Origin of the sequence: Domibacillus sp. 8LH (assembly GCF_038806185.1) — a bacterium.
GTDB lineage: Bacteria > Bacillota > Bacilli > Bacillales > Domibacillaceae > Domibacillus > Domibacillus indicus_A.
In genome coordinates this window covers 131,773-149,812 of the sequence record NZ_JAVJNG010000006.1, presented here as the reverse complement: position 1 = coordinate 149,812, position 18,040 = coordinate 131,773, and the positions used below count along the sequence as shown (strand labels likewise).

The following is an 18,040-nucleotide window of genomic DNA, read 5'->3' as shown; positions in this document are numbered from 1 at the left end:
CTGAGCCAGGATCAAACTCTCCAAAAAGTGTTTGATTGCTCATTTGTTTCCATTAAAACACGGGGTGTTTTTAATGGAAGATAAAAATTAAAACGTTGACGTTTATTTTGTTCAGTTTTCAAAGATCAATTTTCTTCATTGTCGTTTCCGACAGCTAAATAATCATATCATGTATAAACTTTTAAGTCAACAACTTTTTATCAAAAATATTATTTTAATAAATCATTATTGTGACTCAAACTTCTTTAACTTTACTATACCGTTAGCACGGCAGATAATCATCATAGTGCATCTAATACATAAAGTCAATAACATTTTTTCGTCAATAAACTATATTGAAATAATTAAACCAAATGAATACATGTTATTAGTTTAGGTTGCCTCAGAAGCGACGTTTAATAATATAGCACGTTTATTTTTCTTTATCAATAAATTTTTTCATGTTTTTTATTCCCTTTTCAGGTTTTTATTGCTGACAAGGAATAAAACGATAATAACTGTATGTTTGAATAAGGGCCAGCCTGCGTAAGATACTACTGCTTAAAAGGATCTCCTTCTTCATAAGACTTGCATTTTTGCCGGGTAATGAAGTGATTAAAAAAGGCCCATAAACCCGTCGGTTTTCCAAGTATACTGTCTATGTTTCAAACACATTTTCTGCTGGATTTGTTCTCTTCTCAACAATGACGGCGAAAACATTTTGAACATAACATTGAAAATGAAACAAGAAGCCCTTATGCTCATCCTAAAATTAAGGACTTCTTCATTTATTATAGAAGCTGTTTACTTTTTTTGATCAATATTCATATTAGCTCAATATCCCGAGTCTTCTGAGGTGAGATTGTCCAGCATGCGGTGATCGTGCCGCTGTAATGGTTTTTCGGCCGGTCCTTCCACCACTTCTCCTGTATAGGAAAACCGAGAACCATGGCACGGACAATCCCACGTACGATCCCCGCTGTTCCACGCAACTTCACAACCGATATGCGTACAGGTTGTATCGACGATATGCAGATTTCCTTCGGTATCCCGATATGCTCCTTTGCGGTGTCCATTAATTGTAATCGCCGCTCCTTCATCATTAGCCAAATCCTCTACACTTTTCGTCGGTTTTTCTAGTTTTCCTTTGATTAAGTGACCGACCACATCGGCATTATCCAGCAGGAAGTTTTTTAAGCTCGGATGGGCATAAAAACGTGACGGCGAATATAAATCTTCATAAGGATTTGATTTTTCCCGAACGATATCCCGGAATAGAAGCGCAGCTGCCGTACTGTTGGTCATTCCCCATTTTCTGAAGCCGGTCGCAATTAAGACATTTGATACTTCCGAAGTGATTTGGCCGATATAAGGAATTTTATCCAGCGTCACTAAATCCTGGGCTGACCAGCGATAAAGAACATCCTCGATTCCTAAAACATCATCTCCGAATTGTTCAAGCGCATTGTAATAGTCAATGGTGTCTTTTCCTTGGCCCGTTTTATGGTTTTCTCCTATAATCAGTACCATTTCTTCTCCATTGATTGTCACAGAGCGCAGGGAACGGGCGGGCTCTTCAACATTGCAGTACATTCCACCTGGATAAGGCTTTTTTGTTTTAGCCGCAAGAACGTAAGAGCGGTCTGCATGCATTCTGGTTGAGTAAAGCCCCGTCCCTTCGTAAAAAGGAAAATGGGTGCAGGCAAGAACAAATCTTCCTTGAATACGAGATCCTCTGCGGGTGAGCACAGTTGGATACTCTCCCGTCTCAATATTCACGCATGTCGTATCTTCAAAAATCACCCCCCCTTTGTTCGTAATGCCCTTGATCAAATGAGCGAGATATTTCAATGGATGAAACTGAGCCTGGTCTTTCATGACGAGTGCTTTTTTTACATCCATTTCAAAAGGAATACGATCAACCAGACCGCCGTTAATACCAAGACGCTGATAAGCTTCTGCTTCTTTTTCAAGTTTTCGTGTATACTGGTCTGCCGACGTGTACAGGTACGCATCTTGTATACGGAAATCGCAATCAATTTGATGTTGCTCTATGGTTTCTTGAATAAAGCGAAGCGCTTCTGCGTTGGCCTCATAATATAATTTGGCTTTGTTTGTTCCAAAATTGTGCATAAATTCGTCGTAAATCAATCCATGCTGAGCAGTAACTTTCGCGGTCGTATGCCCAGTTGTGCCATTTAACAATTTCCCTGCTTCTAAAACGACCACTTTTAATCCTTCGTTCACTAAAAGATAAGCAGAAGTAAGGCCGGCGATTCCCCCGCCTACAATTACAACATCTACAGAGAGATCCTCTTCTAAACGAGGAAACGCCGGCAAATCAACGGAATCTCTCCAAAATGACTGCGTATCCCCCGGCAGCTTCCCATTCAGCTTCTTATTTTGCTCCACTTAAAAACCTCCATTTATGATTTCAGTTATACGGCCAGCCGGCTGGCCGAGGTTGACTTATTTTGCTTGACCATTCCCCTATAGGTTGCCATTTTTTTCATTGACATATACATAAAAGGAGCTACTGAAAATACATGTAAAGAAGCTGCTTGGACATAAAAAAGAAGCTGCTCTGCAGCTTCTTTATAAAAGACCAAAAGACTCATTTAAGTCTTTTAATGCTTGTTCTAAATTGGATTTGATTTTTAATTGGCCTATATCAATACCTAGATTTGTCATCGTTTGGGCTACTTCCGGCCTGATGCCAATTAAAATGGTTTCTACACCAAGCAGTCCCAGCGCTTTTTCGATTTTAAAAATTTGATCTGCGACCATGGTATCAACGACTAATACACCCGATAAATCAAAAAGAAGATGGGACAACCGCTTTTCAGAAGCTTTCTGCAGTACTTCTTCCATTAAAAGACGCGCTCTTTCTGTATCAATATTTCCAATAAGCGGCAATACAGCCACTCCTTTTGCGAGTGGTACAACGGGTACGGATAATTCCAGAAAAGCGCGTTTTGAATTTTCAAGGGTTTCTTCGTGGCACTGAACGTAGGCAGAGCTGAATGCATAAACGGCTTGATCTAAAAGCGGGTCTAAAATAGAACCTACCTTTAGCGACGTGGCCAGCGACATATCGTGATTCAGCATTTCCTCCCCCAGCACTTCCCAAATACAAGTTCGATAATAACTCGTTCCTTTTAATGCTTGATCTAACGGAATACCTAAATCACATACGCGCTTGCCTGTTTCTTTTCCCCATTTTAAAAAAGGCTGGCCCCCTGTGTCTGCATCAGCTTCCTGAAGAAGACTTTCCCCGAATAACCTGACGAAATTCGCCCGGATGTCGATGATTTCTTTTTCAGTCATTGGGAGTTTTTGTGCTGCTGCTTTGTTAATTGCTTTCAAATGTACCCGTTCGGCAATTTGATATTTTTTTTCTAAAATTTTCTCCCCAAGAAGTTGCAACTCGTTCTTCATTTTTTCCTCCAAGACCTTATGTATTTGCTGCATGTATAGATATATACCCAATTATGAAAAGGCTTCAATCCTTTTCACTCTTAAATTACACTCCGCTAATAAGCTGTAATTTGTCGCCAATAAAACTGTTCTTGTGTTTTTGTGGGTTCAATTATATCGTAAAAAAGCTGATTCGAAGGACTCAACTTTGCAGGATAGCTGCTCACTCACACGAGATCATTTAACATTAAACCTGTTCAAAAAGTTATGTATCTACGAAAAATAATAAAAAGGTGTGAATGCCTGCTTAACTTGCAAAAAAAGAAAGGCACAAGGCCTTTCTTTATTATATTACAGAAAATAGAATAGAACAGTTCTCAAATAGACAGCAGATATGGGGTTCCAATAGTGTCCCTTTATCCTGTGTGATGTTTTTGATGGATTTGGACTAAATCTTCGACTGGATTATGAATTGGGAAGTATTCAATGCCCACATAACCAGAATAATCGGTTTGTTTAATTGCATCGAAAATATTATCGTAATTTAACTCGCCGATAAACAGCTCGTGCCTTCCCGGGGTACCTGCTGCTTGTATATGGGCGATGTGATCAATGTTATTGATCATTCGAGAAGTCACATGTCCTTCCATAATTTGAACATGATAGATATCGTAACAAACTTTCACCAAAGGATGATTTATCTCTTTTACAATATCAAATGCTTCCTCTGATGTATTCAAATAATAACCACTTAACTCCGCATCTACTTTTGTGTTAAGCGGTTCAATGGCTGTTGTAACATTGTGTTCTTCTAGAATAGGGATGCTTTCTTTTAACCCTTCAACTAAGCTTTTTCTCATCTCCTGGCGTGTTAAACCGTCCAATTCAAAACCAACCGTATGAACCATCAGTTTGCTACCGAGATAATTAGCCGCTTTTGCTGTTTCTTTTAGTGCGTCCAGCGCTTTTTCCCGATTAGAAGGATCCACAAAACTTTCAGGCTTCACAACAATGCTCGCAATATCTATCCCTAATTCCTCTTTTGTTTCTTTGATTCTTTGCAGGTCCTTGTCATGAGGAGACCAAAATTCAACAATGTTCAACTCTTTTTCATGCAACATACGCATTGCTTCACAAGGATCCTGACCTTGAAATAAGCTTTCAATATTAAAAGAAATTTTCATTTTCCCGCTCCTTTATTGTGATAAAATCAGCGCTTTTGTTGATTTTTTGACCATGCGGTAGCCTGATTACAAGGACTATAAGAATAGATAAACGTGTTATACCCGCTTTCAAAAATAGTTATTCAAAAACGGCAACAATTTCAGGTTTTATTTAACCTATTTTCATATAGTATGGCTTTCGTCATAAACGTTACGGCCTCTTTTTGTAAGTGTTGCATTCTGCTTTTCCAAAAATGACTCCAATAGAAAAAGGACCGCTATATGTAAACTGCACCCCAATTGTTAGACATAACTAACAATTGGAGGTGCAGTTTTTTTATGACTAAATATGACAGTGATACCAAACTTGCCGCTGTTCAAGCTTACCTTAAAGGAAATATATCTTATAAACGTACTGCTCAAAAAATGGGAGTAAGTACAACGATGTTGAAGAAATGGGTCGCTAATTTTCGAGAACATGGAGTAACAGCCTTTAAAGCTCAATATACAAATTACTCTGCAGAGTTTAAAATGGATGTACTTCAATATATAGAGGAAATGGGAGCGTCCATCGAAGAAGCTGCTTCTGTCTTTAGTATCCCTTCATCCAGCACCGAATGGAGCTGGAAGTATGCTTTTGAAACGAACGGGATTGACGCTCTCCAACCCAAACCAAAGGGGCGTCCATCCATGAAAAAAGACAAGAAGAAAAAACAGCCGGAAGAAGGATCACAAGAAGCGCTGCTCGCTGAAATCGAGCGCCTGCGTATGGAGAATGCGTATCTAAAAAAGTTGAATGCCTTGGTTCAAGAAGAGCGACGATCTCAGAGCGCCAAAAAGCACAGGTAATCTATGAACTAAGGCATGATTTTAAAGTCATTGAGCTGGCAAAAGTAGCCGGCATCGCACGCAGTACGTATTATTACTGGGCAAAAAAACAAACTAATCCTGATAAGTACAGTGAAGTGAAAGAAGTAATCAAACAGATATTTCACGAACATCGAGGAAGATATGGCTACCGCCGGATCACACTTGAACTGCGAAGCCGGGGATACCAGCTGAACCACAAGACTGTACGCCGTCTCATGAATGAAGTGGGAGTAAAATGCCTGGTACGTATGAAAAAGTATCGCCCTTATCGAGGACAAGCAGGCAAGATAGCTCCAAACAGACTTGCTCGTAACTTTCAGGCTTCTAAGCCAAATGAAAAATGGGTGACGGATGTGACTGAATTCCACTTGTTTGGTGAGAAGCTTTATTTATCGCCGGTTCTTGATCTCTTTAATGGTGAAATTATCGCTTACCATATAGAGAAACGACCCGTCTTTCGACTTGTCACGACCATGCTGGATCAAGCGTTTGAACGGCTACAGGAAGGTGACTCACCAATTCTTCATTCGGACCAAGGCTGGCACTATCAAATGACCAAATACCAGCACTTGCTTCAGAAAAACCAGATCACACTCAGCATGTCCCGTAAGGGAAACTGTCTCGACAATGCCTTTATGGAGAACTTTTTTGGCCTGTTGAAATCAGAGCTGCTTTATCTTCAAGAGTTTCAGAGCATGGATCATTTCATAGATGAGTTAGAAAGCTATATAACGTATTATAACCAGAAACGAATCAAGGCAAAATTAAGGGGCATGACTCCGGTTCAATACCGAATTCATGCCCAGGAAGCTGCCTAATACTCGTGTCTAACTTTTTGGGTTCAGATCATATGATAGCGATCCCTTTGTTTAGTGAAGGTTCTTTGGGTTATACTTCAAAGCCCGCGATAACGTTGAGGTAACCGGAATTTTATCAAAAGAAAGCCCCAGTTGCACAGCCGTTTGTGCAACCTCAGGGCGAACCCCTGATAGAGTGGTTTTTACACCGATCAACCCTAAAGATTCATGCAATTGAAAAAGCCGATGGGCGACTTCCCCATCGATTGCTACCACTCCGGATAAATCAATGAAAAGAACATCTATATTTTTTTGCGCACACTGCTTTAACGTTTTTTCAATGATAAACTTAGCCCGCGAGTGATCGATTTCTCCCACAAGCGGGAGCAGCCCTGTTGTTTCGTTCAGAACAATAACAGGTGCGCTTAGCTCATAAATCATTTCTCGGTGGGCTTGATAATTTCTGGCTAAAATTTGACTATGTTCCTCTGTGAACACAGTTGTTACTTTATCCATGGTGTCGATAATCATCTGATTCCATTGATCAAGATCTTCTTGAGAGTATTTATCTTTATGCAGGGATACAAATTCTTTTACAAGCTTCAGGTATTCGCCGCGCGTTCTATACAATTCTCTTGATACTTCATGGATTGGAGTGGCTAGATAGCTTGGGTCACTGGCTAGGTCTACTACCCATTCCTTAAAGGTTTGCGTAGAAGTCTGATTTTCCCCTAAAAATATTTTTAAAAAATACCGGTGCAATTTATTATACTGTTTTTTTAAAAGCTGTACATTTTCAGCCGTAGTAGAAGCGTAAACCCCGGCAGAGTCCTCTTTTTCGAGTGTTGCATACCAGTCTTCTGTTAATCGGTCTGTTTGATTCATTAGATAGTGGTAAAGATCTTTCCACTGCTTCAATGGCCTTTCCTCATGCCAGCCTGAAAGTTAAAACTTTTATGGTTATTCTATCGTAAACAACTACTTATAGCTATTAACAAGCGGCTGGCACCTTTTGGGCCGAAAAGGTGCTTTATTTACAAGGAGAAGGCTTCACAGTGACAGTTTAAGATATCTCAGCAGCAATAACCGGCAGTACAATAGAAAAACAAGTTCCTTTACCGACCTCACTTCTTACTGTAATGTTCCCGCCCATACTTTGAATAATACTAAAGGAAACCATTAATCCTAATCCCGTTCCTTTTTCTTTCGTTGTAAAATAAGGTTCGCCAAGACGGTCGATCTGCATTTGGGTCATCCCTTTTCCCGTATCGGAAATGTTAATACAGAGACGACGGACCTCATACTCTATTTCGATGGACATTTCCCCGCCGCTTTCCATCGCTTCTATTCCATTTTTCATGATATTAATGAGAGCCTGTTCTAATTTTTTTCTTTCACCCAGCACGTGGAGGGACTCATTTTCTTTAAAGCTCAACTTAATATTGACGCTGTTCATGTTTGCTAAAGGCGTAAGAATATTCACGACCTGATGAATCTCTTGATGTACCAGGATTTTCTCTATTTTTTCAGGTGTGGGCTTGGCGAACGTTAAATAGTCATTAATAATGTCTGTCGCTCTGTCCAATTCTTGAATGGACAGTCTGATATACTCTTTTGTTTCTGGAGAAATCGAACTCTCATGTGATAACTGCATAAATCCTCTGCTGGCTGTCAGCGGGTTTCTTACTTCATGGGAAATACTCGCAGCAAGGTTGCTGACAATGTCCAGCTTTTCTGCTTTTATTAATTTTTGCAGGACGTCAAGATTTGTTTTAATGACTTCCCAAATAGCTGTAGCAATCCACATACTTACAATGTTGAGTAAAAAGTAAACAACCCACATATCTGTTGTTAAATGAATATTCGAAACCTTTATGGCAGCAAAGTAAGTGAGCAGCACAGAAATAAAAATCAATAAAACGCTTGATAGTAACTTTTGTTTTAAAGGCATCTTTATGTAATGTTTAGAAACGAGAGCAGCTAATACTGCCATCGCAGCATACGACCAAAGGGTCACATAAAAGCCGCTTCCACCTACAAAATAACGGATTAAAAGAAGAGCCGCCAGTAGAAGAAAACCATTTTTGGGCCCCGCATATAAGAATCCCAGCAGAAGAGGAACTCTGCGAAGATCCCACGTAAACCCATTTCCGAATGAAAAGGGGAAAAACATGCACATCGCTAAGGAGATCAGCAGGAAGATGACAAACCAGGTGTCTTTAAACCTTTCAAAGCGGTATGAATACTTCAATAAATAAAACATTTGCATTAAAAACAAAGGAAGCAAAACAAATAGAAAATTAATGAGTAAGTCCTTCGTTATCAATTCCATCGATGCACCGCCTATTGAACACATAAGGAAATCGTTCATATAATTTTCCTAAGCATAATCTATTTGTTCTCACTCCCGCAATCTTCTTTTTAAAAAGTCTGGCTCGTTTTAACAATATTCAGAGATTTTTCATGGTGAACTGTTAAATGCTTTAGATGATGAATAAAACAACTATTTCTACTTGCCAAGAAAAAGAAAACCCCTGGAAGCCAGGGGTTTTCTCATCCTTTATCGGTTGTTTGCCAGGTATGTGGGTTGGCAAAAGCTTTCATTTATTTATGTTACCAAACATTCTACTGTTTTTATGGTAATACAGTATCTCCTGCCGTTTCATCTGTTTCCAATGCCGGAACAGTTCCCTCATACGGATCTTCAACTACTGGAGCTGTTGTTTCATCCGTTTCTTCTTCAGGAGCTTCTACCTCGTCTGTCCCTTCTTCTACAGGGGCTGCAGGTTCTTCCACTGTTCCTTCCGGAGTTGTAGTTTCAGTTGTGTCTTCCTCAGGGACTGTTTCATCCGTTCCCTCTTCTACAGGGGCTGCAGGTTCTTCCACTGTTCCTTCTTCAGGAGTTGTAGTTTCAGTTGTGTCTTCCTCAGGGACTGTTTCATCCGTTCCTTCCTCTACAGGAGCTGCAGGTTCTTCCACTGTTCCTTCTTCAGGAAGTTCTACTTCTGGCGTCTCTGGAACGATTTCGATCGTGCCTAATAGATTTTGAGTGTCTAAGACCTGCGTCACCACATCACCAATCTTGTTTTCTACTTCTATCACTTCAGGTGTATCTTCGCCGGATTTTTTCGCTACTGCATTCAATTGGTTGGTCGCTGCGTTCGTCCGGTTAAGCAGTGAATTCAGCTGGCTCAAATACCCATCGTACTCTTCAGATGTCAGCGTTTCTGTGCTTTCGAGTCCAGAAACGACAATGGCGAGTTCACTTTCAATGGAAGATACTCTTTTTTCAATAGGATTCAAATGGTGTAAAATCGAACCTCCGCTTTTTTCTTTTGCAGCTGCTTCTGTCCCTACGGACGCCTGCACGGCTGTTTTAACGTTTGCTGCCTCAGCGTCTGCCTGCGCACCGAAAGCCAGGCCAAGGGCCAATGCTGGAGCTGTTGCTTTTAAAAGTGGTTGTTTGATTTTCATATTTCTCCTCCTTGTAAGGGTTACTAGGTCTTACAAGATACGTTATACCATCTTTTTTTCTTCTACACACCTATTTTTTCCGTTTTTAACCAAATTGAAAAGGGGATGTAATATTAGGTCAAAAATGTTCAAATCGAAATGGAAACGTAACCACGAATTAACATTCTTTAAAATACCTTGTAAATCTAGCCGGTTTCGAGACCAACAGATGATACTTATATTCGTACTGACAATCGTACCCTTCTTCGTACTTGCTGCCCTTGGATCATCGTACTTTTAACGGCAGTAAAGCCTCTCTGCCCTCACATTACACGAAAAAGAGTCTTTGTAAGACATTTTGCATATAAAAAAGACCTAACTGGAAACGTTAGGTCTTTTTTATCTTTAAGCTGTTTCTCTGCGCATTTTTACGGCTGGATTATTCCAGTTTTGGAGCCAATTTTTTATGGCCGCTGCCATAATCACAACACCCAGGATCAGCATGATAATCGAAAGCATGCCATTTAAAACGCTGTATCCTGCTGCATCCGCATTCAGATATACGTTTTTTACCATCCAGTAGCCAGCGTAGTTAACAGTGACGTATAGATAAGAAAGCGGGATTAAGCATGTCAGCATATAACGACGCTTGTCTGCTATTTTCAAAATGATGGTTGCTCCGATAATTAAGCCGATAGACGCCATTAATTGGTTTGATACGCCAAACAGTGCCCAAACCGATCCGATATCTCCAGAGAAAAGCAGATAGCCCCAAAGCAGGCAGGCAAGTGCACTGGCAAAAATATTACCCGGTATCCAGTCCACACGCTTCAGCGGTTTATAAAAAGCACCGCCAAAATCCTGGATTAAATATCGCGCTACCCGTGTTCCTGAATCAATCGCAGTTAAAATAAACAAAGCTTCAAACATAATAACAAACTGGAAAAAGAAAGAAGCCAGATTATGGAACCATGGAACATTGGTGAAGATATACGTCATGCCGACCGCAAGCGTTACAGCGCCGCCAGTCCGGCCTTCCAGATCCAAGCCGATATCCTGGCTCAGCTGGGCTAAGTTCACCGTTTCCATTCCAAGCGTCCGAAAAACTTCGGGTGTGGAGTTAATCGCAAAATAGTCACCCGGGTGCAAAGCAGTCGCTGCCACAAGTGCCATAATCCCAACAACACACTCGACCAGCATCGCGCCGAAGCCAACCGGTTTAATGTCACTCCAGCGGTCCAGCATCTTCGGTGTTGTACCTGATCCGACAAAAGCATGGAATCCGGAAATGGCCCCGCAGGCAATTGTAATAGAGATAAACGGCCAGACAGGACCGCTTAACACAGGTCCGCCTCCATCAATAAACTGTGTAAGAGCCGGCATTTCAATGGTCGGATTTACAATAAACACACCGGCAATCAAGGCGACGAAAACGCCGATTTTCATAAAGCTGCTCAAGTAGTCACGTGGTGCTAACAGCAGCCAGACCGGCAGTGCTGCAGCAAAAAAAGCATAGATAGGCAAAATAATTGATAGCGTTTTCACATCCAGTGTCAGCCAATCTCCTAGAATCGTTCCTTGAATGTATGGACCACAGAAAACAGCAGCCATAATAAGGAGGAATCCCACAATCGAGGCACCTTTTAAATTGCCTGTTTTTTTATGGTAGAGACCCACACCCATTGCAATCGGAATCGTAATGCCGACTGCAAACGTTCCCCACGGATTGTGCTCGAGTGCATGAAGCACGACCATGGATAAGCCGGCCATCGTAATCGTAATAATAAATAACATGGCAAGACCTGTGCAAAAGCCGGCTACCGGACCCAATTCTTTCTTTGCAATTTCAGCAAGCGACTCACCTTTTTGACGCATAGATGCAAATAAAACAACCGCATCGTGAACAGCGCCGCCAATAACCGCTCCAATCAAAAGCCAAAGAAGACCTGGCAGATAACCAAACTGAGCAGCCAGAATAGGACCGACAAGCGGGCCTGCTGCAGCGATGGCTGCAAAGTGATGCCCAAACGTGACCCACCGATTCGTCGGCACGTAATCTTTGCCATCTTCAAGCTCATGAGCAGGCGTTTTTTTCGAATCATCGAGTTTTAACACTTTTACAGCCATAAATGTTCCATACAAGCGGTATGCAATCATTAAAATACAAATTGAACCTATTACCATTGTAATCGCATTCATTTCAAGGGCCTCCCCTATATGTTTTTGCCCTTTCACTATACCAAATGAAAATGAATTGTTAGCGTTTTCAACACAATAAGCAGCATTTGCACCGTGAAATGCAAAAATAACCGGCTGAGTTGCAAAAAAGCGTTAAAATCCTATTAACTGCTTTAGCTCTTTTACATATGTACGGCTGACCGGCACTTTTGATCCGTCTTTCATGACTAAATTGTAGGTTGAGTTAAACCATGGCTCAATTTGATCAATGTGGTTGATATTTACTAAAAAGCTTCGGTGTACCCGGACAAAAGCAGAGGAGCTGAGCTTTTTCTCAATCGCGGTTAGGGATTCCTGTGTTTTGTATTCAGAAGACATCGTCTTAATCAGGGTTTTTCCTTCTGAAGAAGCTGCATAAAGAATCGCTTCCCTGTCAATCAGCACAATGCGTTCATCGGCTGCCACCGCCAGTTTTCCGGTTTGCAGCTCGGCGGAAGGCTTTGGCATTTCTGCAAGCGTTTCTGGGCGCTGCCCGCCGATCATACGGATTGCTTTAATTTTGTCGATCGTTTGGTTGATTCGATGTTCGTCAAACGGCTTCAGCACATAATCAATAGCATTCAGTTCAAAAGCCTGCAGGGCAAACTCATCATAAGCAGTCGCAAAAACAATCGCCGGCTTATGTTCAAGATGGCGAATTTCAGCTGCCAGCTCTAAGCCGCTTTCTTCAGAAAGTTCAATATCCAAAAAAACAAGATCCGGTTTTGTTTGTTTAATTTGCGGAAGCGAGTCGGCTATATTGCTCGCTTCCCCTGTCACTTCTACTTCGCGGGTCCTGAGCAAGAGATATTTCAACTCATCTCTTGCCAAGGGTTCGTCATCCACTATAAACGCTTTCATCATAATAAGCTGGACCTCCTTTTCTTTCTAACGGCAGGCGGATCAATATCGCTGTTCCCCTGTTTTCTTCGCTCGTAATCGTAAATGAAGCTTGCGTGTACATTCCTTCTAAGCGGCTGCGAATATTCACCAATGCGGTTCCCGTACCGTGCTTAGATGAAACCGTTTCTTTTCCCAGCCTGTCGAGCTTCTCCTCTGGAATACCCTTTCCGTTATCCGTTACTTGAATGTGCATATGAGTTTGATTCGAAAAAGCCTCAATTCTTACTTCTCCTTTTGTTTTGGAACCAGAGAAAGCATGCCGGATGCTGTTTTCAACAAGCGGCTGAAGAATAAACGGCGGCACCAGGCTTTTCTCAAGACCTGGTTCAATATCAAAAAAGACCTCATACCGGTCTGGAAACCGCGCTTGCTCAAGCGACAGGTACGCTCTCACATGTTCAATTTCTTTCTCAAGTGGAATTACCATCTGTCGTGCTCCCTGCAGATTGCTTCTAAAAAACTGGCTTAGCTCCAGCAGCAGCTTTCTGGCCCTTTCCGGATTGGTGCGGCATAAAACCGAAATGGTATTAATGGCATTAAACAAAAAGTGTGGATGAACCTGAGCCTGCAGCGCTTTTACTTCTGCATTTTTTAAAAGCCTGCTTTGCTGTTCCGCCTGCGCCAGCTCCAGCTGTGTAGAAAATAAATTGGCCAGCCCTTCAGCCAGCTCCCGTTCTACCTCTGTTAAATCACTCGGATTGGTAAAATAAAGCTTTAATGTGCCGACCGTTTGGCCGTACACTTTCAACGGAAGGACAACGGCAGCCCGAAGCGGACAAGCTGGATTTGTACAAATGATTTCTTCCCGGCTTTTCGCCGTAAGTACCCTGCCTTCCTGTAAGACTTTTTTCGTCAGCCCTGTTGAAAACCCTGCTGTCGGTTTATGATGGTCTTCTCCTGTTCCAGTGTGGGCTAAAACGCTTTTCGTATTCGTGATCGCAATGGCATCCGCTTCTGTGAGTGAAAGCATTGTCTCCGCTACAGCCCTGCAGGATTCAGCATTCAGCCCTTGTCGAAAAAACGGCAGCGTTTGATCTGCAATGTAGAACGCCTTGCTCGTCTGCAGGGCTTTTGTGCGTTCCTGCTCGCGTAAAATGTTTTGGATCAGCAGCATAAAAAGAAGCATCCCAAGCCCATTAATCGTAATCATCGGAAGACCAATGACTTTCACCAATTCCCACGCCGGATCAAACGGTTTAACCAGCAGAAGAATCATCCCCATTTGGATGATTTCCATTAAAATGCCGACCACGATAGCAAAAGGGGCGCTAATAGGTGCTTTCCGCTTATACCGCATACCAAGCCATCCAGCTGCACCTCCTGCTAAGACAGCAGAAAGCGCACAAGCGGCAGCTGTAAACCCGCCAAGAAAAAAGCGGTGGATACCCGCAATGAAGCCGATTCCAAGACCTACAACAGGGCCGCCCAAGAGAGAGCCGATGGCGATGCCGAGTATTCTTGTGTTTGCAATGGCACTGTCCGGCTCCAGGGCGATGAGCCAGCTGTTTTCAGTAATCGCATTTGAATGGATTTGGATTCCTGTATAATTACTGATGACACCCAAAAAGCCGAATATCGCAACGAGGAGCAGTTTTTCCCGGGTGCCTTGGTTGTTATGAATCAATTTGCGGAAATGTTTCATTTGGGAAAAAAGAAAAACGGAAATGAGAATAATCCCTACCCGTTCAATCATAAGAGGAATAAGATTAATCATGATTCATCGCCTTCCCTCCAAGTCATGGTACTGTTTCTAAAGGATGAAAAGGGAAAAATACATGTTTTCATCTTTTTTATCTTAACATAATCATCAAAGACATTAACGCTTCCCTTCTATTGTACACAAGAGAGCCAGGAAAGGTCTGGTCTTCTTAAACTCCATATAACAACAAAGAACGAACTCTCGTTAAAGAGTCCGCCCTGTGAACCTCTCCACCTAAATCAAAGATTTTGAAGGGGAATGCGACGCTAATTTTTTGTTCAAAGATTTTATCTCCTTTTCATCTGCTGCTAAAAAGCTTCATTATGATGGTTTCTTTTTGTCCCTTTCAAAACAAATGAACAGCTATACGTTTGATCGGCAAAAAGAGTAAACTCCGGATGGGTTTTCGCCTGCCAGCTGTCGTTCCCGCCGACACCCATCTGCTTCAACTGAACGCGCAGGACAGTATGATCACTCGGCGGCAGTTTATAGCTGTGGCTGGCTTCTTCCAGCTGAAACGGTGTGTACGGCAGCGCATTTAGTTCCACTGTCCGCTGTCCTGTGATGGATAAACCTACTCCCTTTTTATTGGTGACCATTGCCCACCGGACCTCGGTTTTATGCCCGCACTCCTGCGGTTTTAAATACGGCACCATCTGCTCTTCCACACTGCCACTATATACACCGATTTTGGCACCGTGTTTACGATCCCAGTAGCTTTCATGAGGACCTTTTCCATACCATTTTATCTCGTTAAATTCTTTTTCCATCGTCCACAAAAAGCCCACTTCTGGAATTTCGGGCATCCCTTCCCCCGGCTTGAGCTCAAGCTCTGTTAATATTTCACCGTCCGGGGCCACTGTATACCGAACGACGCAGCAAGAGTGGGCAGCGTCTGGAAGATCATACACAGCGGTTACGACCATCGACCGGTCCAGCCTGTCTGTTTGAAAGGACAGCAGCACCTGATGTTCCGATGCTCTGCGCCACGGCTCGCTGCGTTCGTGAAGCTTGCTGCCTCGGTCATTATCCGTCATCGCCCGCCAAAAGTTTGGCCGCGGTGCGCTTTTTAACAGCTCCTGTCCCGCATACTGATAAGAATTCAGCTCACCCGTCCGCTTGTTAAAAATAACGTTAAAATCATCGCCTTTTATCTGCACCGTTTCCGGATTTTCTTCCGTCTGCAATTCTCCGGCTGCTGCCTGCTTTGGCCTGCCTTGGACAAGCGGGGGAACAACAAACTGTTCAAAGGCCACTTCATGTCCTTTTTGAGCCCAGCGTGTGTTTTCTTTTAAAACAAGGCGAATGGTTACGATCCGCTCTTTTGTTCCGTCTCTTTCCTCTGTTAAATCGCCCAGGCAAACTGTATCGGATGACTGAGGTTTCACCTCAATTTCTTCCGTACCGGCCAGCTTCACTTCTCCATCTTCCATCAGGTTCCATTCAACTTGATACTCGCTTAAATCGATAAACAGGTGCTGGTTCAAAACCTTTATAAGACCATTTTTTACATCCACCGCTTCAAACCAAATATTTTGATAGCACTTTTTCACTTCGTACAGCTTTGGCGAAACCGTACCGTCTGCAAAAATCAACCCGTTTCCGGAAAAATTTCCGTCATGAGGCGTTTCACCGAAGTCTCCTCCATAGGCAAGATACGGCTGGCCATCCTCTGTTACCGCTTCCAATGCTTGGTCACGCCAGTCCCAAATAAAGCCTCCCTGCAAGATCGGATACCGATCAAATAAATCCGTGTACTGATACAAGTTGCCGCAGGAATTGCCCATGGCATGGCTGTATTCACATAAAATATACGGCTTGGCGCCTTCTTTTCCTGCTGCTTCGAGCGCATACTGCTCGACTTTTTCCGGCGGCACATACATGGTGCTTTCTATATCGCTTGCTGCTTCCGACTCCCGATAATGATAGATTCCTTCGTAATGAACAAGACGGGATGGATCTTTTGCTTTCAGCAGATTCCGCATGTGGAGAAAGTTATCGCCGCCAAATGACTCATTCCCAAGTGACCAGATCAGTACGGATGGATGGTTTTTATCACGCTCCATCATAGATTGACACCGGTCGAGTACATTGTTTTTCCATTCCGGCTTGCTTCCTGGGAGAGCTGCTCCTTCTTCTTTTTGCCCGTATTTCCATGTTCCATGCGTTTCCAAATTGGTTTCATCAATCACATACAACCCATATTGATCACACAAATCATACCAAAGCGGATGGTTTGGATAATGAGAAGTACGGACCGCATTGATATTGTGTTGCTTCATCAAGACAATGTCTTGCAGCATATCTTCTATTGTCACAGCCCGTCCTTTTTGAGACGAAAATTCGTGCCGGTTAACGCCCTTAAACACAATACGCTGGCCGTTGATTTTCATCAAGCCGTCTTTTAATTCAAATGTACGGAAGCCAACCTTACAGCTCTCGGCTTCGATCAGAGTACCATCTTCTCCTTGAAGCGTTAAAACGAGCGTATACAAATTCGGCTGCTCGGCACTCCATTTCTTTGGATTTTTCACAAAGATTTCTCCTGATACAGCCGCTTGTCCTTGTTTATTAAATATAACTTCCATGATTAAAGGGCTTTCAAAAATAGATAGATTCTGATCATCGTACAGCATTGCCTGTACAAAAAGCGGGCTTTCTTTCTCTTGCTCATAGTTTGCTGCCTTGATGTCTACTTTCAGTACTGCATCTGTATAGGTTTCATCCAGCTCTGTCTGGACAAAAACATCTTCTATACGATGAATAGGCGTTGAATACATATATACATCTCTGAAAATCCCGCTCATCCGCCAGAAATCCTGGTCTTCAAGCCAGCTTCCGTCGCACCAGCGGTATACTTCAACTGCCAGTTTGTTTTCACCATCGGCCAAATAAGGAGTCATATCAAATTCAGCCGGTGAGAATGTATCTTCACTGTACCCGGCTAATTCCCCGTTTATCCATACATAAAAAGCCGATTCTACTCCTTGAAAGCTTATATAAACCGGCTGGTTCTTCCATTCTTCCGGAACCGTAAACGTGCGAATATACTGGCCGACGGGATTATACTGTGTTGGAGCAAAAGGCGGCTTAATATCTTCTTTTCCTTCCCACGGGTACCGAACATTTGTATAATGCGGGTAATCATATCCCTCAAGCTGCCAGTGGGCAGGCACCTTAATTTTCCCCCAGGCGGAGCAGTCAAATGCCTGCTCAAAAAACGATCGCTCCCGCTTGTCAGGATTCTCGGCAAAGGAAAAAAACCATTCTCCATTCAGTAACCGGCAGTAATCCGATGCCATCCGGTCACCCGCTAATGCTTCCTCTACGGTTCGAAACGGCATGAGAGTAGACCGGGCCGGCAGGCGGTTCAGCTGAAAAATCTCTGGATTATTGTTCCACTCTGGAAAGCCATTTTTCGGCGGACTATACGTAAACTTTTTTGATTGTTTTATCATGTAGATCCTCCATCTGAGATTCTCTCATTTTGCTTTCTTACTCGCGTCTATTCTTTCCGTTTCATCATTTTCTTTATGGAGCGC

Annotated in this window: 11 protein-coding genes; 1 reads left to right on the top strand and 10 read right to left on the bottom strand. The window is 42.6% G+C overall.

The window, feature by feature from the left end; all coding sequences use genetic code 11:
* Positions 1–813: 813 nt before the first annotated feature.
* The 3 genes from RG959_RS10835 to RG959_RS10825 form a co-directional block, all read right to left on the bottom strand.
* Positions 814–2,391 (bottom strand): FAD-dependent oxidoreductase, encoded by a 1,578-nt coding sequence (locus RG959_RS10835; protein ID WP_342797123.1) that lies wholly within the window; start codon positions 2,389–2,391, stop codon positions 814–816.
* 183 nt (positions 2,392–2,574) lie between these two features.
* A complete protein-coding gene (locus tag RG959_RS10830; RefSeq protein ID WP_342797122.1) occupies positions 2,575–3,417 on the bottom strand; it encodes an STAS domain-containing protein in 843 nt (280 codons plus the stop codon).
* Between the two features lie 395 nt (positions 3,418–3,812).
* A complete protein-coding gene (locus RG959_RS10825; RefSeq protein ID WP_342797121.1) occupies positions 3,813–4,580 on the bottom strand; it encodes a TIM barrel protein in 768 nt (255 codons plus the stop codon).
* A 318-nt stretch (positions 4,581–4,898) separates the two neighbouring features.
* Between RG959_RS10825 and RG959_RS10820 the strand changes: the two genes are divergently transcribed.
* Positions 4,899–6,247 (top strand): IS3 family transposase gene (locus RG959_RS10820; RefSeq protein ID WP_342797120.1). Its coding sequence is split into 2 segments (ribosomal slippage): positions 4,899–5,343 and positions 5,343–6,247, totalling 1,350 coding nucleotides; the frame shifts between segments, so codons are not numbered across the junction.
* A gap of 51 nt (positions 6,248–6,298) precedes the next feature.
* Here RG959_RS10820 and RG959_RS10815 read toward each other — a convergent pair.
* The 7 genes from RG959_RS10815 to lacZ form a co-directional block, all read right to left on the bottom strand.
* Entirely contained in the window at positions 6,299–7,144 is an 846-nt protein-coding gene (locus tag RG959_RS10815; protein WP_342797119.1) for an STAS domain-containing protein, read from the bottom strand.
* Between the two features lie 145 nt (positions 7,145–7,289).
* Entirely contained in the window at positions 7,290–8,558 is a 1,269-nt protein-coding gene (locus RG959_RS10810) for an ATP-binding protein (RefSeq protein ID WP_342797118.1), read from the bottom strand.
* Positions 8,559–8,860: 302 nt separating this feature from the next.
* Positions 8,861–9,700 (bottom strand): hypothetical protein, encoded by an 840-nt coding sequence (locus RG959_RS10805; protein ID WP_342797117.1) that lies wholly within the window; start codon positions 9,698–9,700, stop codon positions 8,861–8,863.
* A 384-nt stretch (positions 9,701–10,084) separates the two neighbouring features.
* Positions 10,085–11,878 carry a carbon starvation protein CstA gene (cstA, locus tag RG959_RS10800; protein ID WP_342797116.1) on the bottom strand — a complete coding sequence of 598 codons (1,794 nt, stop codon included), beginning with the start codon at positions 11,876–11,878 and terminating at the stop codon, positions 10,085–10,087.
* Positions 11,879–12,010: 132 nt separating this feature from the next.
* Positions 12,011–12,760 (bottom strand): LytR/AlgR family response regulator transcription factor, encoded by a 750-nt coding sequence (locus tag RG959_RS10795; protein ID WP_342797115.1) that lies wholly within the window; start codon positions 12,758–12,760, stop codon positions 12,011–12,013.
* Complete coding sequence (locus RG959_RS10790; protein ID WP_342797114.1) at positions 12,735–14,513, bottom strand: LytS/YhcK type 5TM receptor domain-containing protein; 1,779 nt, start codon at positions 14,511–14,513, stop codon at positions 12,735–12,737. The genes RG959_RS10795 and RG959_RS10790 overlap by 26 nt, the downstream gene beginning before the upstream one ends.
* Before the next feature lie 293 nt (positions 14,514–14,806).
* Positions 14,807–17,956, bottom strand: coding sequence for a beta-galactosidase, LacZ type (lacZ, locus tag RG959_RS10785; RefSeq protein ID WP_342797113.1), 3,150 nt, complete (start codon positions 17,954–17,956; stop codon positions 14,807–14,809).
* Positions 17,957–18,040 lie beyond the last annotated feature (84 nt).